A 22,915-nucleotide genomic window follows, 5' to 3' on the forward strand; every position below is an offset into this window, starting at 1 on the left:
GAGCATGAGCAGGCCCGCGATGATCAGCAGGGCCCCCTGCCACAGGCATTCATTTTCATCACCAGTTTGCCCGGATTTGAGAGAAACCGGACGCAAGCATGACGAGCGACGACGAACCTCCCCCACGAAGGCGAGGCGCGAGGCGCGGGCGGGAGGCCCCGGCGGTCGCGTCACGGGGTCGGGGCGCCACCAGTAGCGCCCGACGATGAGCTCCTCCAGCGCGCGGAGCCTGTCCGCGGCCATGCGCGCACGGCCATCGGGGTGTTCCAACGCGACGCGGAGGTCGGACGCCAGGTGGGCCGCTTCGCGCGCCTCGCAGCCCGCGCGGAGGGATTCCGGAGAGGTCGCCGTCGCACGGGCGATGACGTCGAGAACGGTCTCCAGGTGCGGGCCGCTGAACCGGGCCAGGAAGAACCAGTCGTCGACCGGATCTCCGTTCCGTAGCGGGCCCATTCGAAATCCAGCAGGGCCGTCACGCTCCGACCGCGCGCGAGCCAGTTGTCCCAGTGGCAGTCCGCGTGGACCGGGACGACCGCACGTGCGTGCAGGGGCGCGCGCTCCGCGATCGTCCTCAGGCCGTCGAGCAGGCGGGGAGGGACGGTTCCCTGCCGTTCGAGATCCGCGAGGGTCTTGATCTCGGCGAAGAGCGCGGCCCGGCCGGCAAACCCGCCGTGGTCGAGGGCTTCTCTCAGCATCCGGTCGGCGTGGCCCGTGGGCACCCAGCCGTGCAGTCGGCCGAGCCGCTCGACCGCCTCCTGCGCCAACGCTCGCGCGGTCCCACCGTCCACGCCCGGCATGCCCGTGCCGGGAGCCTCCCCCGGCACGCGGGCGTAGCAGGCGTAGCGGATCTCGCGCGTCGCCGGCCGGTGGAGCCCGCTGCCGATCAGGGGTGCCGTGAGGCCGGCGGGCAGGTGGGGTGCGAGCGCGATCTCCCGGTTCAGCCGCCCGTGGGCGTTGGCATCGATGATCTTCACCACCACGTCCGTGCCGACGTAGACGTGGTGGGAGCCGCTCTCCACGGTGGTCATGGGGCCGGGATCGCGCCCCAGGGCCGCTGCGGCGATCGCGTGAGCGGCGTCGTGCGCTTGGCTCAGTCGGTCGTCAGCGGTCACCGCACGGTGTTCAGAACTCGACCACCGATCGGAGTACCTCGCCGCGTTCCATCCGCTCGAAGGCCGCCTCCACGCCGTCCAGGGCGATGCGCTCGGAGACGAACGCGTCGAGGTCCAGCCGGCCTTGCAGGTAGAGGTCGATGAGCAGCGGGAAGTCCCGCTCGGGCAGGCAGTCCCCGTACCAGGAGGACTTCAGGGCGCCGCCGCGTCCGAAGACGTCCAGCAGCGGGAGTTCGAGCAGCATGTCCGGCGTCGGGACGCCGACCAGTACCACCGTGCCGGCCAGGTCGCGCGCGTAGAACGCCTGCTTGTACGTCTCGGGGCGGCCGACGGCCTCGATGACCACGTCCGCGCCGTTCCCGCCGGTCAGTGCCTGGATGGCCTTGACCACGTCCTCGGCGGCGCCGTTGACGGTGTGCGTGGCGCCGAGTCCGCGCGCCCACTCCAGCTTCCGGTCGTCCAGGTCCACGGCGATGATGCGGGAGGCTCCGGCCAGCCTGGCCCCGGCGATGGCGGCGTTGCCCACTCCCCCGCAGCCGATGACGGCCACGGAGTCGCCGCGCCCCACGTTGCCGGTGTTCAGGGCGGCGCCCAGGCCGGCCATCACCCCGCAGCCGAGCAGCCCGGCGGCGGCCGGAGAGGCGGCCGGGTCCACCTTGGTGCACTGCCCGGCGGCCACCAGTGTCTTCTCGGCGAAGGCCCCGATGCCGAGGGCCGGGGAGAGCGGGGTGCCGTCCTCCAGGGTCATGGGCTGGGTGGCGTTGTGCGTGGCGAAGCAGTACCAGGGGCGGCCCCGCTTACAGGCCCTACAACTCCCGCACACCGCACGCCAGTTGAGAACGACGAAGTCGCCGGGCGCGACGGAGGTGACGTCCGGGCCGACCGACTCGACGACCCCGGCGGCCTCGTGGCCGAGCAGGAAGGGGAACTCGTCGTTGATCCCGCCCTGCCGGTAGTGCAGGTCGGTGTGGCAGACCCCGCAGGCCTGGACCCGTACGAGCGCCTCGCCGGGGCCCGGGTCGGGCACGAGGATCGTCGTGGTCTCCACCGGTGCGCCCTTGCTCCGGGCGATGACCCCTCGTACGCGATGCGTCACGTGCTACCCCGATCTCGATCACTGTCTCTTGGACGGCACCGGAGGCCCCGCGAGGGTTCCGCCGGTCCGGCCAACGTACACGCGCTGTCCCGCGTGCGGGAGTTGCCCCGCGCCCCGGCATACAGCCCGGCCTGGCGCTCTGACCGGACAGGCACACCGGCTTCCGGGCCACAGCTGTGAACAACGTACGCACGACGCTCGTGCAGGCGGTCGGCGGCGCTGTCGTCCTCTTCGGCGCGTACGCCACCTGGCGGCAGCTGAGGGTCAACCAGGAGGGGCTGAACGCCACCCGGGAGGGACACATCACCGACCGCTTCAGCCGGGCGGTCGACCAGCTCGGCAGCGAGAAGACGGACGTGCGGATCGGCGGCCTCTACGCACTGTGGCGGATCGCGGACCATTCGGCTCACGACCGGGAGGCGGTCATCTCGATCAAGGCCGCGTTCCTCCGGACTCACCTGCCATGGCCTCCGCAAGCGCAGGACTCGCCGGCGGCGGAAGCCTCGATCAACTCCGTGCCCCCGCTGGAGACACGTGCCCCGGACGCCCAGGTGGCGCTCACCGGCCTCGGAGTCCTGTGCCAGGAACGCGGGCCGGACTGGCTCAACGTCAGCTACACCGACCTGCGTCGGGCCGACTGCGACGGACTGTGGCTTCACCACATCAACTTCGACGGCGCCTGCCTGGAAGCGGCGAGCATCTACCAGGTCAACCTGACCAAGGCATCGCTGATCGCGGCCAACCTACGGCACGCGGAGCTCGGGACCTCGACTCTCCACCGGAGCCGCTGCATCGAAGCCGACCTGCGCGGCGCTCGCATGGTCAGGGCCGACCTCCGCGAGGCCGACTTCTCGGGGGCCGACCTGCGGGAGGCGAATCTGCGCAAGGCGCGGGGCCATGGCGCCAAGTTCACCGGCGCGGATCTGAGACTGGCTGACCTCCGGGGAACCGACCTCACCAGGGCCGACCTGACACGGGCGAAACGGGAGGGCGCATGGGCGAGCGACGTCACCGTCTGGCCGACAGGCTTCGACGTCCAGGCGGCCGGCGTCGTCATGGTCGAGGACCCCGGCGCCGAACCGAGCATCCCGCTGCAAGCCGCCGCGCTCGCGAGGAACGTCCCACCCCTGCGTTCGGCCTGATGCTTCAACCGAGGTAGTCCTCGGCGAGAGCGACATCCCCCGGTCAAGCCGGCTGCGTCAACCGGCCGTGCCAGAGTGGGCGAATGACCACGGACCACGCGCATTCAGCCGATCTCCGCCCGAAACCATGGCTGGGCACCGCCCCGGCCCACGGAGATCTCATCGCGGCGAAGGCACTCGTGTACGACCGCTGCGGTTTTGCGTGCTCGCAGCCAGTCCCCGAAGCCGAGAGTGCCGAGTACGCCGCCTTCGAGTTCACCCTCGACGGCCTCGCCGTTCGGTTTCGCGCCGCCAAGACGACCCCCACCAAGGCCGGCCAGTTCGTCACCGTCTGGAAGAGGTCCCCGGCCGGGCCCATCCAGCCCTTCGATGCCGCGGACCCCGTCGACCTCTTTGTCATCAGCACCCGCGACGATCACAACTTCGGCCAGTTCGTCTTTCCCACGGACGCGCTCCGCCGGCACGGCGTCGTATCAGCCAACGGTTCAGGTGGGAAACGAGCCTTTCGCATCTACCCGCCCTGGGTGACCCCTGCCAGCCGCCAGGCCGGCCGTACGCAAGCGTGGCAGCTGGGCTTCTTCCTGCGCCTGCACCAAGACGGGCCCATCAACCTGGCCCGCGCCCATGAGCTCTACCACCCGCAGGACAGTGCCGGCATCGGCCGGCCGTCACACCACCACTGATCGCCTACGAGCACTGATCATTCGGAATGACTCGTCTAGGTCAGTTCGGGCGGCAGCGCCGCCCGCAGGGCCTCTGTGAAGGCGGCCACGGCGGGGTGGGCGGCGGCGCCGCTGCGGAAGGCCACGTTGGTGCGGCGTTCCATGGCGAGGCGGGTGAGCACGACGGCCGGATCCACGTGTCCGGTGATCCCGAGCTGCGGCACCACGGCCACCCCCTGGCCGGCCGCGGCCAGGGCGAGCACGGTGGCGAACTCGTCCACCTGGTGCCGGATCCGCGGCGCGAACCCGGCGTCCTCGCAGGCCCGCACCGTCATGGCGTGACAGAGCGTGCCGGGCGTGGCGGTGATCCAGGGCGCATCGGCGTGCGCACGGAGCAACGCCCTCTGCCCGGCCCCGGGTTCGCACTCCGCCGACGCCCACTCCGTCGGCGTCGCCAGATACATCGCCTCGCGGTAGAGCGGTTCCGCGGCGAGCCCCGGCTCCTCCGGCGCAGGGACGAAGTCGTACGCGTGGATCAGGGCCACGTCCAGGTCCCCGGCCCGCAGCGCGTGCGCGACCGCCGCCGGGTCGGTTTCGGACACCATCGGCTCCAGTCCCGGGTGCCGGCGGGCCAGGGCGGCCAGGGCCGCCGGGACGATGGCCCGGGTCGCCGTGGGGAAGGAGCCGACCCGCAGCGCTCCGGCCAGTCCGCCGCGGGCCTCCGCGAGCTCGGCGTCAGCCCGCTCCAGCAGCTCCAGCACCGCGTCGGCGTGCCGGACCAGGTTCTGGCCCGCGGGCGTGAGCCGGACCCGGCGCCCGGTGCGCTCCAGGAGGGGCAGACCGGCCTCGCGCTCGAGGACCGAGAGCTGCTGGGACACCGCCGAAGGGCTGAAGGAGAGCGCCTCGGCCACCGCGGCGATGGTCCCCCGGCGGGCGAGTTCGCGCAGCAGGCGAAGGCGTCGTACATCGAGCATCGGATCAGCTTACGGATCAGATAAGAAAGGCGAACTGGATTCGATGCTCGGCGCACGCCAGGCTCGACCCATGACCCAGATGCCGAGCACGACCACGCCGCCCCCCGCCGCACCCGGCCCGTACGCCCCGCACGGGATCCACGTACCGCTGATCACCCCCTTCACCCCCGCCGGCGAGGTCGCCGCCGAGGCCCTGGAGGCGCTCGCCCACGAGGTGCTCGACGCGGGAGCCACCGGGATCGTGGCGCTCGGCACCACCGGCGAGCCGGCCGCCCTCGACGAGGCGGAGCGCGACCTCGTCACCGACGTCTGCGCCCGGGTCTGCCGGGAGCGCGGGGCGGCGCTGACCGTGGGCGCCGGGGCGAGCGGGACCCGGGCCGCCGAGGAGTCGCTCGGGCGGCTCAAGCGGTGGCCCGAGGCGCGGGCCGCGCTGGTGACCGTGCCCGCGTTCGTACGGCCCTCCGCCGCCGGGGTGCTGGCGCACTTCGAGCGGCTGGTGCGGGTGAGCCCCGTACCGCTGATCGTCTATCACGTTCCGTACCGGACCGGGCAGCCGCTGGACGCGGCCCTGTTGCGGGAGATCGGGGCGCTGCCGGGGGTGGCCGCGGTGAAGTACGCGGTCGGATCGCTCGACGGGGACGCGGTGGCACTGCTCGGTGATCTGCCGGACGGTTTCGCGGTGTTGGCGGGTGACGACACCTTCCTCTCGCCCCTGCTCGCGCTCGGCGCGGCGGGCGGGGTCCTCGCCTCGGCCCACGTCGCGACGGCCCGGTTCGTAGAGCTCGCGGCCGCCTGGCGGGCGGGCGACGCGGACCGGGCGCGGACCCTGGGCCACGCACTGGCCCGGCTGTCCGCGACCCTCTTCGCCGAGCCCAACCCGACGGTGATCAAGGGGGTGTTGTACGCGCAGGGCCGCATCCCGTCCCCTGACGTACGCCTCCCCCTGCTGCCGGCGAGCAGGGAGTCGGTCGCGGCGGCCCTGCGGGAACCGGCGCTGCAGCTTTAGAGGCCGCGCCTCCAGGCACGGGGATCAAGGCACGGGGATCAAGGCACGGGGATCATTGATCGGGCTGTGCGGGAACCCCGAGAGCGCTCATGCACATCTACCTCCTAGGACATGAGGAAGGGACGGGCCGTGCACAGCTCCGAAGCAGGTACCGACGGCAGAGGGCGGCGGCCCGGCAGTCGATGGTGGGCGCCGGGGCTGGCGAATCTCCTGATCGGCGTGGTCGCGATCGTTCCGGGCCTGTGCCTCCGGTGGCTCGTGGCCGAGTACCCGCTGGTGGACTGCGGCGGTGGCACCGGCTGCGACAAGGAGGCGTCCGAAACCGCGACCGTCCTGACGTTCGGTGCCGTGCTGAGCGGCATGCTCGTCCTGGGACTGGTTCTGGTGGTGGACGTCCTCACGCCGCGCCAAGAGGGCCGGCCGCTTCGCCACTGGCTCGGCATGGCCGTGCTGATCCCGGTCCCCTTCGCTGTCAGCCAGGCACTGGGCTGGATCTAGCGCAGCCTGATCGGAGAGGGGTCGATTGACCCCGGATGGGCGATTCGCCACCAAAGAGCGGGTCGCCCGAATCGGCCCCGGCGACGGGCGACTTGCCCGTATTGGGCCGACGCCCGCCGGCCCGTGATGTGAGTCACGCCGACGGCGTCAACATCATTTCCCCGCGAGGGGTGATTCCCTTTTCCCGGTTGGATATTCGCGAATTCCCGGGCCTCTTTTCAAGGTCATCCACCGGGCCGAATGCGGGAAGTTGATCTCCCGGTCGAATTCACGTCTTGTTCCGGCCCGCCGGACTCGCTTACGGTCGCCTCGTTCCCGGTGGTCAGCTGCCGAATCCGGCCGCCGCCAGGGCTCTTCCGTACCCCCACGTGAGGAATTCCGCCATGCCCGCACAGGGAAAGCACCGCCGGCCGAAGCAGCACAACGCACTCACCCGCAAGCTGGCCCTCGCCGGTACGGGCGGCGCGGCGCTGGCCCTCCCGCTGATCAGCGCGACCACGGCCGGGGCGGCCGAAGTGACCGCGGCCCCCGCGACCTACTCCGTGGTCAGCGGCGACACCCTGAGCAAGATCGCGGCCGAGCACTCCATCGGCGGTGGCTGGCAGAAGCTCTACGAGGCCAACAAGGGCATCGTCGGCGCGGACCCCTCGACCATCCGCCCCGGCCTGAAGCTGAAGCTCACCACGGCCGCCGCCCCCGCCGCGGCCAAGGCCGCCAAGGCCGCCACCGGCTACGCGAACAACCTCGACGGCTGGATCCGGGAGTCCCTCGACGTCCTGGCCCAGCACGGAATTCCCGGAAGCTACGAAGGAATTCACCGCAACATCATGCGCGAATCCTCGGGGAATCCGATGGCCATCAACAACTGGGACTCCAACGCGGCGGCCGGCATCCCCTCCAAGGGGCTCCTCCAGGTCATCGACCCGACCTTCAAGGCCTATCACGTACCCGGCACCTCGCTGGACTCCTACGACCCGGTCGCCAACATCACGGCCGCCTGCAATTACGCGGCGGCCCGCTACGGTTCGATCGACAACGTCAACGGCCCCTACTGAACGAGCTTGCGGTAGGCCGGCCCCAACTCGCTCACGTCCACCGAGGTGTGCACGACGAGACCGGCCCCGTTCGTTCCCCCGTTCGTTCCGTTCGCCCCGGTGGACAGGTGCTTGTGCAGGAGGTCCAGCACGGCCTCGCTCAACTCGGCCTTGACCGCCTCGGTCCGGCCCGGCAGCAGGCCGAGCTGTACGTGGACCAGCGCGGCCCCGGGCGCGCCGTCGGCCACGTACACCTCGTCCAGGCACCGGAAGCGCGTCTTGCAGTTCGCGACGGTGGCGGCCGCGACCTCGGCCGTCAACGCGTGCAGGGCCGGCGCGAATCCGCGCCGGTCGAAGGTGTCGGACAGGTTCGCCGAATAGTCGACGGTGATCTGCGGCATCGGGCGCTCCGGGTGCTCGGCGACGTGGCACGCGCAGCGCGCCCTTCCCGCATTCTCGCCGACCCGTGCGGCCCCGCCTCACTCCAGCCCGTACCGCCGTGCCGACTCCTCCTCCTGCGCCAGCCGGTGCAGGGCCTTCAGGACCGGCTGGAAGAGGACGGCCGCGGCCACCACCATCTCCACCTGCTCCGCCTCGGACGGGTACGCCTCCATGAAGTCCAGGTCGCGCACGGCCGCCTGGTACATCAGCTCGGCGTACGGAGCCATCAGTTCGGCGCCCCACGGATAGCCGAGCCGGATGAGGGTGGACACCGCCAGCACGAGCGAGCGGTGGACCGGGGAGAGGTCCCCCACCTCCCCGGCCGTCGACCAGCCCAGCATCTCCAGCAGCCGGTCCACCTCGTGCCGCGCGGTGACCACCGCCGGGTCCTCGTCGTCCGCCTCGGGCCCCTGCGGCAGCGCCCAGAGCGCCGCTCCCATCCGGATCGTCCGGCCCAGGGACTCGTCGTCCACGTGCGCGAGCACCTCCCGGACCTTGGCCACCGGAATCCCACCGACCTGGATCAGCGCGCGGATCAGCCGCAGTCGCCGCAGGTGGTCCTCGTCGTAGTCGGCGGTCGTCGCACTGACCCGCCGGCCCGGCGCCAACAGCCCTTCGCGCAGGTAGTACTTGATGGTCGCCGTGGAGACGCCACTGCGCTCGCTCAACTCCGCCAGCCGCATCCCGTGGACCTTTCTTTGGAGAGCACAGCTATCCAATTGTGCACGGGCAGCACCGCCGGACGGTGCCCCGCGCGCCTCCGGCCCTGAGCGAGCGGGTCAGGCGGCGGTACGCGGCCTGCGCGCCCGGGCGCGCACCAGGGTGCGCAGCGGAGCCGTGAAGCCGTAGCCGACGTCCTTGCGCAGGGCCCCGACGCCGGCCCGTTCGACCGCCGTGAGCTGGTGCCGCATGAGCTCCGTCATCGTCACGGCGACCGCCCGCAGTCCCGGTTCGGTGAGGTCGAGGATGTCGTCCGCGGCGGCGAGCGCGGTACGGGCCCGCCCGCACTCGGCGGCCAGCAGCTCCCGTACGGCCGGGGTGTCGCGGGCCTGTTCGAGGTCGGCCCGGGTCACGGAGTGCTCGGCGAGGCGGGCGCGCGGGATGCAGAGGCGGCCGGCCGCGAGGTCTCCGGCGAGGTCGGCGAGGAAGTCGACCCGCTGGGCGGCGTCCACGAACCGCCGCCAGCCCGCGGCCTGTTCGGCGTCGGGCCCGCCCTGGTACTGCAGGCCGGTGAAGACCAGGACCCCGGGCCAGGCATAGGCGTCGAGGTAGGCCTGGAACTCCGCCTCGGCGGCGAACCCGTCGAAGACGGCCTCCTCGGTGGCCGCGCCTTCGAGGAACCGGAACACCCAATCGGCGGGCAGGCCGCGGGAGTCGACGGCGTGGGCGTAGGCGCGCAGCAGCGGGTCGGGGCTCTCCCCCGTCTCCAGGGCGCGGCGCACGTCGGTGCCCAATTCCTTGAGCCCGGCGGCCCGCTGGTCGGCGGAGCCGGTCTCGGCGACGTCGTCGACCCGGTTCATGAAGGCGAGCCCGGCCGCCAGCCAGGGAACGAGCGGGGGCGCGGCCAGCAGCCGCAGGGCGAGGTAGGGCGCGGGTTCCCGGCGCAGGACCCGGCGGGCCGCGTAGGTGTAGTCGGCCCGGAGCCGGGGGCCGGATATCCCGGCGGTGGTGAGCGTGCTGCGCCAGCTGGGCATGGTGGTGGTTCTCCGCTTCTCCGGCCGTCAGTTCCGGTAGACCTTCTTGATCTTAAAGTCGGTGCCGGCGAGGACGTAGCCGCCCTGTCCGTACGCGTCGCTCAGGTAGGGGCGGATCGCGGGGTCCTTCATCCAGGGTGAGACGTTGAGGTAGCGCGAGCTCGGGTTGTCGACGCCGAGCTCCTTCGTCGACTCGGCCATCAGGGCGGGCAGGGCGTCCCAGTCGAGCGCCGCCATGTCCATGAGCGGTTCGTCGGGCTTCACGGTGCCGGACGGTCCGGTGCGTTTGGCGACGCCGCCGCGGTACTGCCAGGAGTCGACGGTCTTGGCTCCGGGCGCGGTGGGGATGCCGGCGAGCACGTACTCGTCGTAGACCTTCATGTCGACGAAGGTGGTGGTGCCCGTCTGCTGCCTGAGCGCCTCGACGGCGGTACGGATGTGGGCCGGGGCGATGAGGCTGCCCTTGGGCGGGGTGACCGGCTTCGGCGTGCTCGCCTTCGGGGGCAGGGCCACGGCGGTGCCCGGGGCCGGGGACGCCGGTCCGGACGCGGACGGGGTGCCCGAGGCCTTCGGGTCGCCGCTCTTGCCCGCGGCGCCGCCGGCCTTCCCGTCGGGCAGCCAGTTGACGATGCCGGCGACTCCGGCGGCCAGGACCACCGCGAGGATTCCGGCGAGCAGGGCCGGCCGGCGGCGCCGGCGCGGGGCGGGCGGCGGGGCGAAGGCCACGGGGACGGTGGACGCGTACGGGTTGCCCGCGCCCGGAACGAACGGCGCCGTCGGCATCGGCATCGGCCCGAAGCTGCCGAGGGCGACCGGCGGTACCCCTGGGGCCGCGCCGCCGAGAGCACTGCTCGCACCGCGGAGCAGCGCTTCCAGTTCCTCGGCGTCGGGGCGCACGGCCAGGTCCCGTACCAGCAGCCGTTCCAGTACGGGTCCCAGCGGGCCGGAGCGCACCGGCGCGGGGATCGGTTCGTCGAGCACCGCGACCACGGTGGCCAGGCTGGTGGCACGGCGCAGCGGGTGCACCCCTTCGGCGGCCACGTAGAGCAGCATCCCGAGCGACCACAGGTCGGAGGCGGCCAGCCCCTCCGCGCCGCGCGCCCGCTCGGGGGCTATGTACTCCGGCGACCCGATCAGCGCGCCGGTCGAGGTCAGCCCGGTCGCGCCGTGCAGGGCGGCGATCCCGAAGTCGGTGAGCACGGCGGAGCCGTTGGGCCGCAGGAGCACGTTGGCAGGTTTCACATCACGGTGCAGCACCCCCTCCGCGTGCGCGGCCCGCAGCGCGGAGAGCAGGTCGAGCCCGAGGCGCAGCACGTCCGCCACCGGCATCGGCCCGCCCTCCAGCCGGTCGGCCAGGGAGCCGCCCCTGACCAGCTCCATCACGATCCACGGATGGCCGTCGGAACCGGGCTCGGGCTCCACGATGTGGTGGATGGTGACCACGTTCGGGTGGGTGAGCCGGGCGAGGGCCCGGGCCTCGCGGACGGCCCGCTCGCGCAGTTGGACGACGAGCCCGGGCTGCGCGGCGGCGGTGGCCGGGTCCGGCGGCCGCACCTCCTTGAGCGCGACCTCCCGGTCCAGCGCGATGTCGCGGGCGCGCCACACCGTCCCCATCCCGCCGCTGCCCAGGGGCCGCGCCAGTTCGAAGCGCCCGTCGATCAACCGTCTGCCGGCCTCACTGCTGTCCATGGCCGGTCATCGTAGGCGCCGCCACCGACGCCGGTGCACCCGTACCGGGACGTGGATAGCACCGGCGTGGGAGCGGGCGCCGGCGGTACGCGGCGTGCGCCGGCCGCGGCGTGGGTGGTGTGCCTGCCCGATGTCCCTTAGGGGCCGAGGCCACGACGCGGCCCGCCGTACGGGCACGGTGGCCTGCATGGAGCTCTGATGCGGCCCGCCCGTCAGTTGCGGGAGTTGCCGAAGAGGAGGCGGTAGGCGACGAGGAGGACCAGGGAGCCCGCAATGGCGGAGCCCCAGGTCGCGAGGTCGAAGAAGTCGTTCTGGATCGACCGGTTCAGGAACTTCGCCGAGAGCCAGCCGCCGGTGAAGGCGCCGGCGATGCCGATGAGGGTGGTGCCGATCAGGCCGCCCGGGTCACGGCCGGGCAGCAGGACCTTGGCTATGGCGCCCGCGAGCAGTCCAAGGATGATCCAGCCGATGATGCCCATGCCCGTTCACTCCGCTTCGGTGTGCGCGTCGTCGTGCGCGCGGCGTTCGTTGGTGTCTCGGGTACGGAGACGCGCGAACGGGCGAAACGGTTCTCAGCTGCGGCGCCGGGCCACCGGGGCGGGCCTGACGGCGGCCACGGCCACCGCGCCCAGCACCACCGTGCCCACCGCCAGGAATCCGCCGTGCGAGCGCCAGGACAGAACCGACAGCTTCGACTGGACGGAGCCCAGCGAGCCCGCGCTCAGCACCGATGCCACCGAGGCCCCCGACAGGGCCGAGCCGATCGAGCCGGCCGACAGCACACTGCCCACGGAACCGATGGAGAGGATCGAGCCCACCGAACCGATGGACAGGATCGAGCCCACCGAACCGATCGACAGGATCGAGCTCTTGGAGCGGAGCGAGAGGAACGAGCGGAGCGAAAGGAGCGAGTACTCGTCGGCAGCCATGCGGGTCATGCTGCCACACCCGCCATCGGCTTGGCCTGGGACGGAACGGCCGCGGTCTGCTTCGGCGTTCGGGTGAGCAGCAGTACGCCCCGGGCCGCCGCGAGCGCTCCCGCAGCGGCGAGCAGGACACCGAGCGCTCCGCCCTGGATGCGTTCGCCGAGCAGGATCATGCCGATCGCGGCGGCGGCCAGCGGGTTGGTCAGGTTGACCACCGCGAGCGGGGCTCCGAGGCCGCCCCGGTAGGCCCGCTGGGACAGGAGCATCCCGCCGACTGCGAAGACCACCACGAGCAGCGCCACCGAGACGACCCGGACGCTGAGCAGGGACCCGCCCCGGCCGCCCGCCACGGCTACGGTCTGGGTCAGGGCGGAGGCGGCCGCGGAGGCCAGCCCCGACGCCGTCGCGTGGCGCAGCCCCGAGCGGGTGTCGCTCCGCGCGGTCAGCAGCATGATCACCGCGGCCGTGGCTCCGGAGACGGCGAGCGCCTCGGCCAGGGTCAGGGTTTCGTCGGGGGACGGGCCGGAGGCGGGCACCAGGAGCAGGCCGAGCCCGACGACGGTGGCCAGGGTGCCGCGCCACTCGCTGGCCACGACCCGCCGCCCGGCGCCGCGCGCGCCCAGCGGTACGGCGGCGACGAGGGTGAGCGCGCCGAGCGGCTGGACCAGGGTGAGCGGCCCGTACCGCAGGGCGGCGGCGTGCAGGAGCGCGGCGGCGGCGTTCAGGCCCGCCGACCACCACCAGGCGCCGTTGCCGAGCAGCGCCGCGGTGCTGCGGGCGACCCCGCGGCGGGCGAGGCGTTCCTGGGCGACGGCGGCGGCCGCGTAGGTGACGGCCGCGGCGAGGCAGAGCAGGACGGCGAGGAGCGTGGCGTTCACCGGACCGCTCCTACGGGCTCCGCCGGCTCCACGGCCCTCACGGCTCCCGCTCCCGAACCCGCCGGTTCCGGTACCGGCGCCGGCAGCGAGCGCCCGCCGGGCACGCTCCGCCGGGCGACGATCGAGCGGCCGACCGGGCGCGGGACCAGCAGCAGGGCGGCCCCGAGGAGCAGTGTGGCGACGATGGCGTCGAGCCAGTAGTGGTTGGCCGTGCCGACGACCACGAGCAGGGTCACCAGCGGGTGCAGCAGCCACAGGGCGCGCCACCGCGAGGAGGTCGCGGCGATCATGCCCAGGGCCAGCATCAGCGCCCAGCCGAAGTGCAGCGAGGGCATCGCGGCGAACTGGTTGGCCATGGTGTCGGCGGCGGGCGCGGCCCCGTAGACGGTCGGACCGTAGACCTGGCCGGTGTCGATCAGGTGGGCCGCGCCCAGCATCCGCGGGGGCGCGAGGGGGAAGGCCAGGTGAAGGACGAGGGCCGCGCCGGTCAGGGCGGCCAGGACCCGGCGGGTCCAGAGGTAGTGCGCGGGGCGGCGTACGTAGAGCCAGACGAGGAAGAGCACCGTGGCGGGGAAGTGCACGGCCGCGTAGTAGGTGTTCGCCGTGTGCACGAGGGCGTCGCCGTGCAGGAGCAGGCGCTGGACCAGGCCTTCGCCGGGCAGGTGCAGGGTGCGCTCGGCGTCCCAGACCCGGGCGGCGTTGCGGAAGGCCTCGTCCGTGCGGCCGGTGGCGAGCGTGCGACCGCACTTGTAGACGGCGAAGAGGCCCACGACGAGCAGGAGCTCGCGCATGAGGCGGCGGCGGGCGCCCGGCCCCGCGCCGGCCCCGTCACCTGTGGTGTGGGAGGTCATCCCCCGGTCTCGCTTCCTGTACACGGCTCATCATCGACACACCAGTGTATCGATACATTCTCGTATCGATACGAGTGTGTACCGATACGCTCGCGTTCCCGTAGACTTTCACCAGAGGCCGCTGCGCCGCGAAGCAGTGAGCAAGCAAGCAGTGAGCAAGCAAGCAGCGCCGAGCAGGTAGCAAGTGGCACGCAGCATCGAGGAGAGCCGCCCCATGACGTCGCCGACGCCGGAAGCCGCCCCGGCCCCCGCGCGCCGCTCCAAGATCACCCCGGAGCGGGAGCAGCAGCTCTACGACGCCGTCCTGGAGCAGTTGCGCGAAGACGGCTACGAGGCGCTGACCATGGAGAAGATCGCCGCCCGCGCCACCTGCGGAAAGTCCACGCTCTACCGGCAGTGGAAGACCAAACCGCAGCTCGTCGCCGCCGCCCTGCGCGCGGACCGGCGCGGGACCCTCGCCGCGGTGGACACCGGGACCCTGGCGGGCGACCTTCGCGAGGCGGCCCGGATCGCCGCCTGCACCTCGGGGCGCGACACCCGGCTGATGCAGGCCCTCGGGCACGCGGTGCTGAGCGACGAGGAGCTGAAGGCGGCCCTGCGCGAGGCTCTGGTGGAGCCGGAGCTGACGGCGTTCGACTCGATCGTGGCGCGGGCCGTGGCGCGGGGAGAGCTCGCCCCCGGGCACCCGGCCGTGGAGTTCCTGCCGGCGCAGCTGATGGGGGTGCTGCGCATCCGGCCCGTACTGGAGGGGCGCTACGCCGACGCCGAGTACCTCGTACGGTTCGTCGACACCTGCCTGCTGCCGGCGCTGGGCGCGACCGCGCCCGAGGCGGACCGGGCCCCGCTGGACCGGGCCCCCTGAACCAGCGGGCCGCCGTCCCCGATGACCGGGCGGCGGCCCGCTCGCGCTGCCTCGTGGGGACGGTGGCAGCGCGGCTCCCGGACCGGACGGCGGGCACTCCCTCGCGGAGTGGCCGCCGACCGGTCCGTGCGGCGAGCGTCCGGACCGCGCCGCCGCCCGGTCGGCTCCTGAGCGCGCCGCTACCCGGTCAGCTCCGGGCCGCGCCCATCGCCCGGGCGAACTCCTCCGGGTCGGCGTCGAAGCCCCGTACGGCCGGGTCCATCGTCCAGACCCCCGCGGCGTCCCGGGTGAACTCGGCGATCGTGACCGCGCCGGCCGCGCCGAAGCCCGTGAGGTCGTCCACGGCGAGATCGGTGTAGCCCTCCCGGATGCGCAGTCCCGTTCCCGCGACGTCCGCGAAGGTCAGTGCCGGGCCGCCGGCCGGCCGCTGGATCACCACTCCCACCACGACCCGGGTCAACTCGGCCGCGATCCGGTTCAGTTCGAGGGTCATCACCTCGTCGAAGCCCAGCCCCTGCCCGGTCCTGCTGTCCCGGTTCAGCGTGATGGTGCCGTCGGGTGCGCGGCTGCCGAAGTGCACGAGGTGGACGGGCTCCCCGTACGGGTCCGCGGCCGCGTAGACCGCGGCGAGCAGGTCGAGGTCGTGTACGGGCGCTCCCGCCGGGCTGGGATCCCACCGAAGCGCGATCTCCACCTTGGCCAGGCCCTTGCGTACTCCGCTCACCGAACTCCCCCTCCGACCACCGTGCGTTGCCCTCCCATGCTGTCACGGCTGCCGCCCCGGGGCTCGAACGACCATACGTTCCCGGCCAGTCCGGGGAACGGGGCGGCGCGCCCGGCGCGGCTACCAGTCGCCGTCCTGCACCGGCTTGCCCGGCCGGGGCCCGTTCCCCAGGGGTGCGATCTGGCCGGGGGCGGGTTCCGTCCACGGAGCCTCGTCGGCACCGAGCCATTCGCCCACCGGCTGCACCTGGCCGAGGGCGTCGGAGGGGGCGAGGTCGGCGGCGTTTTCGTCGTAGTAGTCGAACCACGGGAGTCCGGCCTTGGTGTAGGCGGCCCGGTCCACCGGCGAGGGCGGCGGCTCCTCCCCGGTGATCCGGCGCCACTCGCGCGGGGTCACCAGGTGGACGAAGACCCGCGCGGCCGGCTCGGCCGCCCAGCCCTTCGCCTTGCGGTCGTCGCGGTACACCTCCTGCCGCATGGAGCCGCCGACGCCGAGCCCCATCGCGGGCGCCGCCTGCGGAACCGGCCCGCCGCCCGACCGCCGCAGCGGGTCCCGCACCGCGGCCGGGGCCGCAGGTGCTCCGGGAGGGCCGCCCACGGGCCCGCCGGGCGCCGGGGCCGCCATCGGAGCCGGCATCGCCGGTGCCGCTCCGTAGCCGCCGCCCGGGGGGCCGCCCGGATGGCCGCCCGGATGGCCGCCCGGATGGCCGCCCGGCGGCAGGATCCCGTACGGAACGGCGCCGCCCCGGCCGGTCCCGGCCGTGCGCGCCCGCTCCTCCTCGCGCCACCGCTCCAGCGCCTTGGCGCCGAGCGGGAAGGCCTGCAGCTGCACGCCTCCGGCGGTCTCCTCGCCGGTGACCTGGCCCTCCACGGTGGCGCCGAGCCCCAGCGGGACGGCGACGAACTGGCGGACCGTGCCCGTGCCCGAGTTGATCCCGTCCAGCCAGGGCTGGCGCGGCAGCACGAGGTAGTTCTGCGGCCGGCGCCCGAGCACGCCCGTCCACCGCTCGCCGGAGACGGCGCACACCTTGCCGACCCCGACCTGGAGCGCGGTGGGCTCCCGGGTCCCCCCGAAACTGAGCCACATCGCCTCGCGCAGGTACACCGGGAGCATCACCCCGCCCTTGGCGAGCCAGTCCGCCGGAACCGTGTCCGGATAGTCCTCCACCCGCCGCAGCGGGAACTCCCCCAGCCCCGGGGGCAGATTGTGCGTACCGGTCTCCGGCAGCCGCAGCGTCCTCATGAACCGGACCTGCGCCCCCTCTCCCAGCAGCAGCGCGTTCCCCTCGACCCGTACCCCGCCCTTGGCCACCCGACCGGCTCCTCTCCCGTTCAAAACCGGATTCGCCGCAGGATCTGCCGCCATTCCGGATCGTTACCCTCAAGATTTGCTCAGATGTCGTGACACTGCGCCCGACGAGTTCCTAGCTTCCTCATATACGCGTCCACCAGCCTCCGCGGTTCCCCGCGCCCCGGCCCGGTCCCGGTGCGCTCCGCGCGCTCCCGCGCGGCTCCGCTCGCCCGCGACCCCGCGTATCCGCGTACCTCAGGAAAGAGTGCAGCATGAAGGTTCCCAAGGCCGGCGCCATCGCCGCAGTGATCGGTCTCTCCCTGACCGCATCGGCGTGTGGCGGTGACGATGACCAGGGGACCTTCTCCGTCGGCATCAAGTTCGACCAGCCGGGCGTCGGCATGCGGGAGCCCGACGGCAGCTTCAGCGGTTTCGACGTGGACGTGGCGACGTACATCGCGAAGGAGCTCGGCTACCCGAAGGACCGGATCGCGTTCAAGCAGGTCCTCAGCAACGACCGCGAGCTCCTGATCGAGTACAACGAGGTCGAGATCGTGGCGGCCAGCTACTCGATCAACGACAAGCGCAAGCAGAAGGTCGACTTCGCCGGGCCGTACTTCCTCGCGCACCAGGATCTGATGGTCCGCGCCGACGACCCCACCATCACCAAGGCCGAGGACCTCAACAGCACCACCAAGAGGCTGTGTTCGGTGACCGGCTCGACCTCGGCGGAGAACGTCAGGAAGAACCTGGCCCCCAAGGCGAGCCTCCTGGAGCTCGGCGGCTACTCCGAATGCGTCGTCGCCCTCAGGGACGGCCTGGTCGATGCCATGACCACGGACAACTCCATCCTGGCCGGTTACACCGCCCGCAAGGGCAACGAGGGCAAGTTCCGGCTGATCGGGCTGAGCCTGAGCAGCGAGAACTACGGGATCGGCATGAAGAAGGGCAACACCGAGCTCCAGGTCAAGATCAACAACGCCATCCGCAAGATGGTCGAGGACGGCACCTGGGAAGCGGCCGTGAAGAAGAACTTCGGCCCGGACTACAAGTACGAGGCGGCGCCCGCCATCACAACGGGCAGCTGACGACGGTCGAGGCGGTGGCCGGGTCCGACCAGTCGGCGTCGAAGCGGGCGTTGACCACGTAGAGCCGACCGCCGTACACCGCGGCCGTCGTCGGCTCGTCGAAGCGCGGATCGGTGATGCGCTTGACGAAGCGGGCCCGGCGGCCGTCCCCGCTCAGGGTGAACACCTCGACGGCATAGGCCCAGTTGCGCACGACGTACAGCGTCCGCCCGTGCAGGACGAGCCCGTCGCCGTAGCCCACCGAGCCGCCGTCGAGGACGGTCCGGGTGGCGGCGCCGGTGCGCGGGTCCACGCGGAAGAGGGCCTCGGCGGTGTCGTGCACCACGAGCAGCGCCTGACCGTCGGGGGTCCGCTCGATCCCGTTGGCACCCCAGTACGCGCCCCCGGGCGGGACCGGGTCCCAGTCGCCGCCGAGCCGCAGCGCACGGGGGGCCGCGCCGGGGCCGGCGAGGTCCCGGCCGAGGGGCAGGAAGTACAGGACGTCCGCGAAGGAGTCGGTGAACCAGGCGCCGCCGCAGCCGACGACGGCGTCGTTGACGAAGGCCGTGCCGGTCGCGGCCTGGTGGGTGGCCAGAACCCGCCCGTCCCCTGCGTCGACCACCCGGATCTGCCCGCTGGCGCCGCCGGCGACCAGCAGCCGCCCGTACGGGTCCAGCTTGAGGCCCACCGACATCGGTCCCTCGCCCCGGGTGATGATCCGCCCGGCTCCGGTGGCGAGGTCGAACCGGTAGACCGAGCCGTCGAGCAGCGAGCCCGTATAGGCCGTGCCGCGCGCGGAGACGGCGATCCCCTCGGGCTGGAAGCCCGCCGGGACCGCCATCGTGTCGGGCCTCGGCGGCCGGGCCGCCGCCCGTGCCCGAGCGTCCTGCGCCTGGGCGAGCGGCGCCGCCGCCCCGACGAGCGCGGCGCCTCCCAGCGCCGCGGCCGCACCGATGAACCCGCGTCGTCCAAAGCTTCCCGTCATGACTGACCCTCTCAACTGCCGTGCGCAATAGGTGGGTTGACTCACACACCCCACCACATCGATTGCTTCCCGGCAGTCCCCGGTCAGGTTCTTTCACAAGGGGACGGCGAAGCTCACTCTCCGGAAACCGGGGCCTTGCCACGCAGGACGGTCAGGAACTCCCTCATCCAGGCCGAGTGGTCGGGCCACGCGCGGGCCGACACCAGCGTGCCGTCGACCACGGCCTCGGAGTCCTCGAAGACCGCGCCGGCCGCCTTCATGTCCAGCTCCAGCGCCGGATAGGCCGTGACCCGGCGGCCGTCGAGCGCACCGGCCGCGGCGGTGATCAGGGGGCCGTGGCAGATCTGCGCGATCGGCTTGTCGGAACCGGCGAAGGCCGCCAGGATCCGCCGCACCTCGGGGTCGTTGCGCAGGTACTCCGGGGCGCGTCCACCGGGTACGACCAGCGCCGCGTACTCCCCGGGGTCCACGTCGGCGAAGGCGATGTCGGCGGGCCAGGTGTAGCCGGGCTTCTCGGTGTAGGTGTCGAAGCCGTCCTCGAAGTCGTGCACGACGAACCGCAGCTTCTTCACCGCCGGCGCCGCGATGTGCACCTCGTACCCCTCCTCGATCAGGCGCTGGTAGGGGTAGAGGACTTCCAGCGACTCCGCCGCGTCGCCGGTCACGATGAGGATCTTCGGTGCCATGGGCTGCTCCTGGTAGGGCTGTTCACGGTGTGCCTCCGCCACCGTGCCCGCGCCGCCCGGTTCTGCATAGGGATTCTTGCGCCAATCACCCGCACGAATCCCCCGCATGACGCGCGTAGAAAATCCTGCCTCCCGACACGTGCTTTTCACCTGTACGGCACATGACAATGTGAACCTCGCTCTGCCACCTGATGCCCCGCCAATTCCCCGGGCGGGAGCGGTGCGTGTGGAGAGGTACCCCCACGTGATGAGAATCTCGCGCCTTGCTCCCTGGGCAGCCGGCCTCGCGGCCGCGTCCCTCATACTGCTCCCGGCCTCCGCTTCGGCGGGCCAGCAGAACGAGGCCGCCCCCACGGCGGCCCCGGCCTCCGTCGCCGTCGACACCTACTACGCCGGCGCCGAGGGCAAGACCGGCGCCGCGCTCAAGACGGCGCTGCACAACATCATCAAGACCCAGTCCAAGGTGAATTACGACGGCGTGTGGAACGCCCTGAAGCTCACCGACCAGGACCCCGCGAACTCCAACAACGTCATCCTGCTCTACTCGGGCCGCTCCCAGTCGAAGTCCACCAACGGCGGCGGCGTCAACGACTGGAACCGCGAGCACGTCTGGGCCAAGAGCCACGGTGACTTCGGCACGGCCACCGGTCCCGGGACCGACCTGCACCACCTCAGGCCCGAGGACGTGACCGTCAACAGCACGCGCGGGAACAAGGACTTCGACATGGGCGGCGGCCCGGTCTCCGAGGCCCCCGGCAGTCTGACCGACTCCGACTCCTTCGAGCCGCGGAACGCGGTCAAGGGCGATGTCGCGCGCATGCTGCTCTACATGGCCGTGCGGTACGCCGGCGGTGACGGCTTCGCCGACCTGGAGATGAACGACAAGGTCAACAACGGCAGCGCGCCCCTCTTCGGCCGGATCAGCGTCCTGAAGCAGTGGCACCTGCAGGACCCGCCGGACGCCTTCGAGCAGCGCCGCAACCAGGTCATATACGACACCTACCAGCACAACCGGAACCCGTTCATCGACCACCCGGAGTGGGTCAACTCCATCTGGTAGGCGCCCTACTGTTCACCGAGGGCCATCCACTTCTCCGGGGTCGCGAGCGGCTCGAAGCCGACCTTGGCGTAGACCTCGTGCGCGTCCGCGGTCGCCAGCATGATCCTCCGCAGCCCGTACGGGGCGAGGTGGTCCCGTACCGCCCCCGCCAGGGCGGTGCCGAGCCCCTTGCCCCGCACGCCCCGGTCCACGTACACATCGCAGAGCCACGCGAAGGTGGACCGGTCCGTGACGATGCGGGCGTAGGCCACCTGGGCGCCGGACACGGCGTCGTAGACCCCGTAGTTGAGTGATTCCTCGATGGCCGTGTCCTGCTTCTCCCGGCTCCGTCCGAGGGCCCAGTAGGCGTCCCCGGACAGCCACCGGTGGATCAGCTCCCGGTCGAGGCGGTCGGGGGCGGTGGAAATCTCATAGCCCTCGGGCGAGGGCAGCGTGCTGTCGTCCATGCCCGCATCCAAGCAAAGCGGGCCGGACCCGGCCAGCGGGTTTCGGGCGGCCGGGCTCCAGCGGGCCGCGCTACAGCCGGTCGGCCAGGACCTTGAAGGCCGGCCAGTCCAGGGCCGGGGTGCGGGAGTCCCAGACCTTCTGGGAGAGGGCGGCGAGGGGCAGCCGGATGCCCGCCGCGACCTGGGCCTGGGTCTGGGCCCCGGCCAGATCGCACCAGACGGCGAGGCGCGCGCCCATGATCTGCCCGGCGTACCGCGCGGGCACGGCCGCGGTGCCGCGCAGCACGAGCGGGGTCCACTGCTGGTAGATGCGCCGGCCGTCGGGGTACGTGAACTGGTTCGGCTCCCCCAGCACGTAGTAGAGGTACTCGTCGTTGAGGTTGACGACCTTGCGGCCCTCGCGCAGGTACTCCAGCGGCGGCCGGGCCCCGTTCTCCTTGCCCGTCCAGTACTCGACCTGGATGTCCCGGGCGGGCTGGGCGATCCCGCCGGTGAAGAAGCCGTCGTTCCAGGCCGCCGGCGCCCGGCCCGCCGAACGGACCACGTCCGCACGGTCGTTCAGCCAGCCCGTCGCCAGGTCCTGGACGCGGGCGGTGGGCCCGTACCGCTGTCGGGCGGCGGCCGTGAGCTGCGGGAAGGAAGTCTGCGGATCACGGTAGACCAGCGCCTGGTACTCGTCGGCGCCCAGGTTCCAGAGAGAGCCGGGGAACAACGGCAGGTACTCCCGCAGGAGTTCGTCCACGAGCTTCGCCGCGGCCGGGTTCGCGATGTCGACCGCCCCCTTGACCTCCCTGCCCTGCACGTCGCGCAGTTGCAGCCCGGGGTAGGCACGCAGGACGGCTCCGAGGTGGCCCGGCGAGTCGATCTCGGGGACGACCGCGATGTGCAGCCGGGCGGCGAGCGCGGTGATCCCGCGCACCTGCGCCTTGGTGAGGTGGGGGGTGGAGACGATCTCGGGGTGGGTGTCGGACTCGATCCGGAAGGCCTGGTCGTCGGAGAAGTGCAGGCCGAGCTGGTTCAGCTTCAGATCGGCCATCTCGCGCAGCCGGTCCTCGATCCAGTCCGGGGTGAAGTGCTTGCGTGCGATGTCGAGGTTGAGCCCGCGCTGCGGTTTGGCCGGGGCGTCGCGCACGGTGCCCTCCGGGGCCGAACCGCCGCCGCTCACCTCCTGTTTGAGGGTGCGGGTGCCGTAGAACACCCCGGCCTGGTCGGGTCCGGTGATGCGGACCTGCCCGTCGCGCACGGTGAGGGTGTACGACTCGGGTGCGCCGGAGCCCTTCGGCCCGAGCGCGAGTTCCACGTCGCCCTTGCGCGGGGCGGCCGATTCGGCGAATCCGATCCGCAGTTCCCCGGCCAGCATCCTGCCCTCGTCCGCCAGGGCCGCACTGTCGGCCGGCGGTACGACGACCCGCGCCTCGGGGCCGGGCCGCCAGCCGGGGCCGTGGGCCGGCACGTGTTCCCGTACGGCCGGGATGGTGCGCGGGGCGGTGGACAGCGGAAAGGTGGGCGTCGGCGAGGGCGCCGGCGGGGCTTGCGGGGTGGAGGGGGTGACGGCGGGGTTGGCGGTGGCGGGGGCCGTTGCGCTCGGCGGGGTGGTCACCGCGGCCGGGGCCCGGGCGTTCCCCGGGCCCGAGGTGCCGGACGCGCAGCCGGGGACGGCGGCAAGGGTGACCAGCGCGGCGACTGTTGCCGTCGCGATCACGTGGCTCCGCCCGTACTGCTTCGTCTGCCGCATCATGTACCTGTCCCCCGTACCAACGTGGCACGGAGGACCGTGGTGCGCGACCCGGGC

The 22,915-nt window shown here is 72.5% G+C and carries 25 protein-coding genes; 8 read left to right on the forward strand and 17 right to left on the reverse strand.

The genetic code is table 11. The features are described 5' to 3' along the window. Positions 1-170 precede the first annotated feature (170 nt). Both AC061S_RS31710 and AC061S_RS31715 read right to left on the reverse strand, forming a co-directional pair. Complete coding sequence (locus AC061S_RS31710) at positions 171-1,112, reverse strand: phosphotransferase (RefSeq protein ID WP_478689325.1); 942 nt, start codon at positions 1,110-1,112, stop codon at positions 171-173. Positions 1,113-1,122: 10 nt separating this feature from the next. Then, positions 1,123-2,208: an S-(hydroxymethyl)mycothiol dehydrogenase gene (locus tag AC061S_RS31715; protein ID WP_478689326.1), complete on the reverse strand. Its 1,086-nt coding sequence runs from the start codon at positions 2,206-2,208 to the stop codon at positions 1,123-1,125. 176 nt (positions 2,209-2,384) lie between these two features. Between AC061S_RS31715 and AC061S_RS31720 the strand changes: the two genes are divergently transcribed. Both AC061S_RS31720 and AC061S_RS31725 read left to right on the forward strand, forming a co-directional pair. After that, on the forward strand, positions 2,385-3,350 hold the full coding sequence (locus AC061S_RS31720; RefSeq protein WP_478689327.1) for a pentapeptide repeat-containing protein: 966 nt from the start codon (positions 2,385-2,387) through the stop codon (positions 3,348-3,350). Between the two features lie 83 nt (positions 3,351-3,433). After that, the gene (locus tag AC061S_RS31725) at positions 3,434-4,033 is read left to right on the forward strand and encodes a MepB family protein (RefSeq protein WP_478689328.1); all 600 of its coding nucleotides are present in this window, start codon (positions 3,434-3,436) and stop codon (positions 4,031-4,033) included. A gap of 35 nt (positions 4,034-4,068) precedes the next feature. Here the strand turns inward: AC061S_RS31725 and AC061S_RS31730 are convergent, their stop codons facing one another. Further along, positions 4,069-4,986 (reverse strand): LysR substrate-binding domain-containing protein, encoded by a 918-nt coding sequence (locus AC061S_RS31730; RefSeq protein ID WP_478689329.1) that lies wholly within the window; start codon positions 4,984-4,986, stop codon positions 4,069-4,071. A 79-nt stretch (positions 4,987-5,065) separates the two neighbouring features. Between AC061S_RS31730 and AC061S_RS31735 the strand changes: the two genes are divergently transcribed. The 3 genes from AC061S_RS31735 to AC061S_RS31745 all read left to right on the forward strand — a co-directional run bounded on the left by AC061S_RS31735 (position 5,066) and on the right by AC061S_RS31745 (position 7,545). Continuing rightward, positions 5,066-5,992 (forward strand): dihydrodipicolinate synthase family protein, encoded by a 927-nt coding sequence (locus AC061S_RS31735; RefSeq protein ID WP_478689363.1) that lies wholly within the window; start codon positions 5,066-5,068, stop codon positions 5,990-5,992. Between the two features lie 129 nt (positions 5,993-6,121). After that, positions 6,122-6,490, forward strand: coding sequence for a hypothetical protein (locus tag AC061S_RS31740; protein WP_478689330.1), 369 nt, complete (start codon positions 6,122-6,124; stop codon positions 6,488-6,490). Between the two features lie 383 nt (positions 6,491-6,873). Next, positions 6,874-7,545, forward strand: coding sequence for a transglycosylase SLT domain-containing protein (locus AC061S_RS31745; protein WP_478689331.1), 672 nt, complete (start codon positions 6,874-6,876; stop codon positions 7,543-7,545). On the opposite strand, the gene AC061S_RS31750 is transcribed toward AC061S_RS31745, so the two are convergent. The 8 genes from AC061S_RS31750 to AC061S_RS31785 form a co-directional block, all read right to left on the reverse strand. Beyond that, positions 7,539-7,925: a 5-carboxymethyl-2-hydroxymuconate Delta-isomerase gene (locus tag AC061S_RS31750; protein WP_478689332.1), complete on the reverse strand. Its 387-nt coding sequence runs from the start codon at positions 7,923-7,925 to the stop codon at positions 7,539-7,541. The two genes, AC061S_RS31745 and AC061S_RS31750, sit on opposite strands and share 7 nt — an antisense overlap. A 78-nt stretch (positions 7,926-8,003) precedes the next feature. Next, positions 8,004-8,648, reverse strand: coding sequence for a MerR family transcriptional regulator (locus tag AC061S_RS31755; protein ID WP_478689333.1), 645 nt, complete (start codon positions 8,646-8,648; stop codon positions 8,004-8,006). Positions 8,649-8,744: 96 nt separating this feature from the next. Continuing rightward, positions 8,745-9,659 carry a phytoene/squalene synthase family protein gene (locus AC061S_RS31760; RefSeq protein ID WP_478689334.1) on the reverse strand — a complete coding sequence of 305 codons (915 nt, stop codon included), beginning with the start codon at positions 9,657-9,659 and terminating at the stop codon, positions 8,745-8,747. Between the two features lie 27 nt (positions 9,660-9,686). Next, on the reverse strand, positions 9,687-11,348 hold the full coding sequence (locus AC061S_RS31765) for a serine/threonine-protein kinase (protein WP_478689335.1): 1,662 nt from the start codon (positions 11,346-11,348) through the stop codon (positions 9,687-9,689). Positions 11,349-11,560: 212 nt separating this feature from the next. Next, positions 11,561-11,827, reverse strand: coding sequence for a GlsB/YeaQ/YmgE family stress response membrane protein (locus AC061S_RS31770; protein ID WP_478689336.1), 267 nt, complete (start codon positions 11,825-11,827; stop codon positions 11,561-11,563). A 93-nt stretch (positions 11,828-11,920) separates the two neighbouring features. Then, the gene (locus AC061S_RS31775) at positions 11,921-12,277 is read right to left on the reverse strand and encodes a hypothetical protein (protein ID WP_478689337.1); all 357 of its coding nucleotides are present in this window, start codon (positions 12,275-12,277) and stop codon (positions 11,921-11,923) included. Positions 12,278-12,282: 5 nt separating this feature from the next. Further along, positions 12,283-13,152 (reverse strand): hypothetical protein, encoded by an 870-nt coding sequence (locus tag AC061S_RS31780; protein WP_478689338.1) that lies wholly within the window; start codon positions 13,150-13,152, stop codon positions 12,283-12,285. Continuing rightward, positions 13,149-14,003 carry a phosphatase PAP2 family protein gene (locus AC061S_RS31785; RefSeq protein WP_478689339.1) on the reverse strand — a complete coding sequence of 285 codons (855 nt, stop codon included), beginning with the start codon at positions 14,001-14,003 and terminating at the stop codon, positions 13,149-13,151. Before AC061S_RS31785 ends, AC061S_RS31780 begins: the two co-directional genes overlap by 4 nt. Before the next feature lie 214 nt (positions 14,004-14,217). On the opposite strand from AC061S_RS31785, the gene AC061S_RS31790 reads away from it, so the two are divergent. After that, positions 14,218-14,865 (forward strand): TetR/AcrR family transcriptional regulator, encoded by a 648-nt coding sequence (locus tag AC061S_RS31790; RefSeq protein ID WP_478689340.1) that lies wholly within the window; start codon positions 14,218-14,220, stop codon positions 14,863-14,865. A 187-nt stretch (positions 14,866-15,052) separates the two neighbouring features. On the opposite strand, the gene AC061S_RS31795 is transcribed toward AC061S_RS31790, so the two are convergent. Then, positions 15,053-15,589: a TerD family protein gene (locus AC061S_RS31795; protein ID WP_478689341.1), complete on the reverse strand. Its 537-nt coding sequence runs from the start codon at positions 15,587-15,589 to the stop codon at positions 15,053-15,055. A gap of 120 nt (positions 15,590-15,709) precedes the next feature. After that, on the reverse strand, positions 15,710-16,900 hold the full coding sequence (locus AC061S_RS31800; RefSeq protein WP_478689342.1) for a hypothetical protein: 1,191 nt from the start codon (positions 16,898-16,900) through the stop codon (positions 15,710-15,712). A 251-nt stretch (positions 16,901-17,151) separates the two neighbouring features. On the opposite strand from AC061S_RS31800, the gene AC061S_RS31805 reads away from it, so the two are divergent. Continuing rightward, positions 17,152-17,967 carry a glutamate ABC transporter substrate-binding protein gene (locus AC061S_RS31805; RefSeq protein WP_478689343.1) on the forward strand — a complete coding sequence of 272 codons (816 nt, stop codon included), beginning with the start codon at positions 17,152-17,154 and terminating at the stop codon, positions 17,965-17,967. Here AC061S_RS31805 and AC061S_RS31810 read toward each other — a convergent pair. Together AC061S_RS31810 and AC061S_RS31815 are read right to left on the reverse strand one after the other, a co-directional pair. After that, positions 17,951-18,931 (reverse strand): SMP-30/gluconolactonase/LRE family protein, encoded by a 981-nt coding sequence (locus AC061S_RS31810; RefSeq protein ID WP_478689344.1) that lies wholly within the window; start codon positions 18,929-18,931, stop codon positions 17,951-17,953. The genes AC061S_RS31805 and AC061S_RS31810 overlap by 17 nt on opposite strands. A 113-nt stretch (positions 18,932-19,044) precedes the next feature. After that, the gene (locus AC061S_RS31815; protein ID WP_478689345.1) at positions 19,045-19,617 is read right to left on the reverse strand and encodes a DJ-1/PfpI family protein; all 573 of its coding nucleotides are present in this window, start codon (positions 19,615-19,617) and stop codon (positions 19,045-19,047) included. Positions 19,618-19,864: 247 nt separating this feature from the next. Between AC061S_RS31815 and AC061S_RS31820 the strand changes: the two genes are divergently transcribed. Then, positions 19,865-20,677: an endonuclease I family protein gene (locus tag AC061S_RS31820; protein WP_478689346.1), complete on the forward strand. Its 813-nt coding sequence runs from the start codon at positions 19,865-19,867 to the stop codon at positions 20,675-20,677. A 5-nt stretch (positions 20,678-20,682) separates the two neighbouring features. Here the strand turns inward: AC061S_RS31820 and AC061S_RS31825 are convergent, their stop codons facing one another. Beyond that, complete coding sequence (locus tag AC061S_RS31825; RefSeq protein WP_478689347.1) at positions 20,683-21,123, reverse strand: GNAT family N-acetyltransferase; 441 nt, start codon at positions 21,121-21,123, stop codon at positions 20,683-20,685. A 70-nt stretch (positions 21,124-21,193) separates the two neighbouring features. Further along, complete coding sequence (locus tag AC061S_RS31830; protein ID WP_478689348.1) at positions 21,194-22,861, reverse strand: beta-N-acetylhexosaminidase; 1,668 nt, start codon at positions 22,859-22,861, stop codon at positions 21,194-21,196. Positions 22,862-22,915: the final 54 nt, after the last annotated feature.

This window comes from Streptomyces sp. CA189 (assembly GCF_056428985.1).

Coding starts and splice junctions, on each gene's coding strand:
- AC061S_RS31770 (WP_478689336.1), bottom strand. CDS start 11,827: ATGGGCATCATCGGCTGGATCATCCTTGGACTGCTCGCGGGCGCCATA.
- AC061S_RS31820 (WP_478689346.1), top strand. CDS start 19,865: ATGAGAATCTCGCGCCTTGCTCCCTGGGCAGCCGGCCTCGCGGCCGCG.
- AC061S_RS31745 (WP_478689331.1), top strand. CDS start 6,874: ATGCCCGCACAGGGAAAGCACCGCCGGCCGAAGCAGCACAACGCACTC.
- AC061S_RS31825 (WP_478689347.1), bottom strand. CDS start 21,123: ATGGACGACAGCACGCTGCCCTCGCCCGAGGGCTATGAGATTTCCACC.
- AC061S_RS31805 (WP_478689343.1), top strand. CDS start 17,152: ATGAAGGTTCCCAAGGCCGGCGCCATCGCCGCAGTGATCGGTCTCTCC.
- AC061S_RS31785 (WP_478689339.1), bottom strand. CDS start 14,003: ATGACCTCCCACACCACAGGTGACGGGGCCGGCGCGGGGCCGGGCGCC.
- AC061S_RS31750 (WP_478689332.1), bottom strand. CDS start 7,925: ATGCCGCAGATCACCGTCGACTATTCGGCGAACCTGTCCGACACCTTC.
- AC061S_RS31760 (WP_478689334.1), bottom strand. CDS start 9,659: ATGCCCAGCTGGCGCAGCACGCTCACCACCGCCGGGATATCCGGCCCC.
- AC061S_RS31735 (WP_478689363.1), top strand. CDS start 5,066: ATGCCGAGCACGACCACGCCGCCCCCCGCCGCACCCGGCCCGTACGCC.
- AC061S_RS31815 (WP_478689345.1), bottom strand. CDS start 19,617: ATGGCACCGAAGATCCTCATCGTGACCGGCGACGCGGCGGAGTCGCTG.
- AC061S_RS31755 (WP_478689333.1), bottom strand. CDS start 8,648: ATGCGGCTGGCGGAGTTGAGCGAGCGCAGTGGCGTCTCCACGGCGACC.
- AC061S_RS31730 (WP_478689329.1), bottom strand. CDS start 4,986: ATGCTCGATGTACGACGCCTTCGCCTGCTGCGCGAACTCGCCCGCCGG.
- AC061S_RS31775 (WP_478689337.1), bottom strand. CDS start 12,277: ATGGCTGCCGACGAGTACTCGCTCCTTTCGCTCCGCTCGTTCCTCTCG.
- AC061S_RS31810 (WP_478689344.1), bottom strand. CDS start 18,931: ATGACGGGAAGCTTTGGACGACGCGGGTTCATCGGTGCGGCCGCGGCG.
- AC061S_RS31790 (WP_478689340.1), top strand. CDS start 14,218: ATGACGTCGCCGACGCCGGAAGCCGCCCCGGCCCCCGCGCGCCGCTCC.
- AC061S_RS31725 (WP_478689328.1), top strand. CDS start 3,434: ATGACCACGGACCACGCGCATTCAGCCGATCTCCGCCCGAAACCATGG.
- AC061S_RS31830 (WP_478689348.1), bottom strand. CDS start 22,861: ATGATGCGGCAGACGAAGCAGTACGGGCGGAGCCACGTGATCGCGACG.
- AC061S_RS31765 (WP_478689335.1), bottom strand. CDS start 11,348: ATGGACAGCAGTGAGGCCGGCAGACGGTTGATCGACGGGCGCTTCGAA.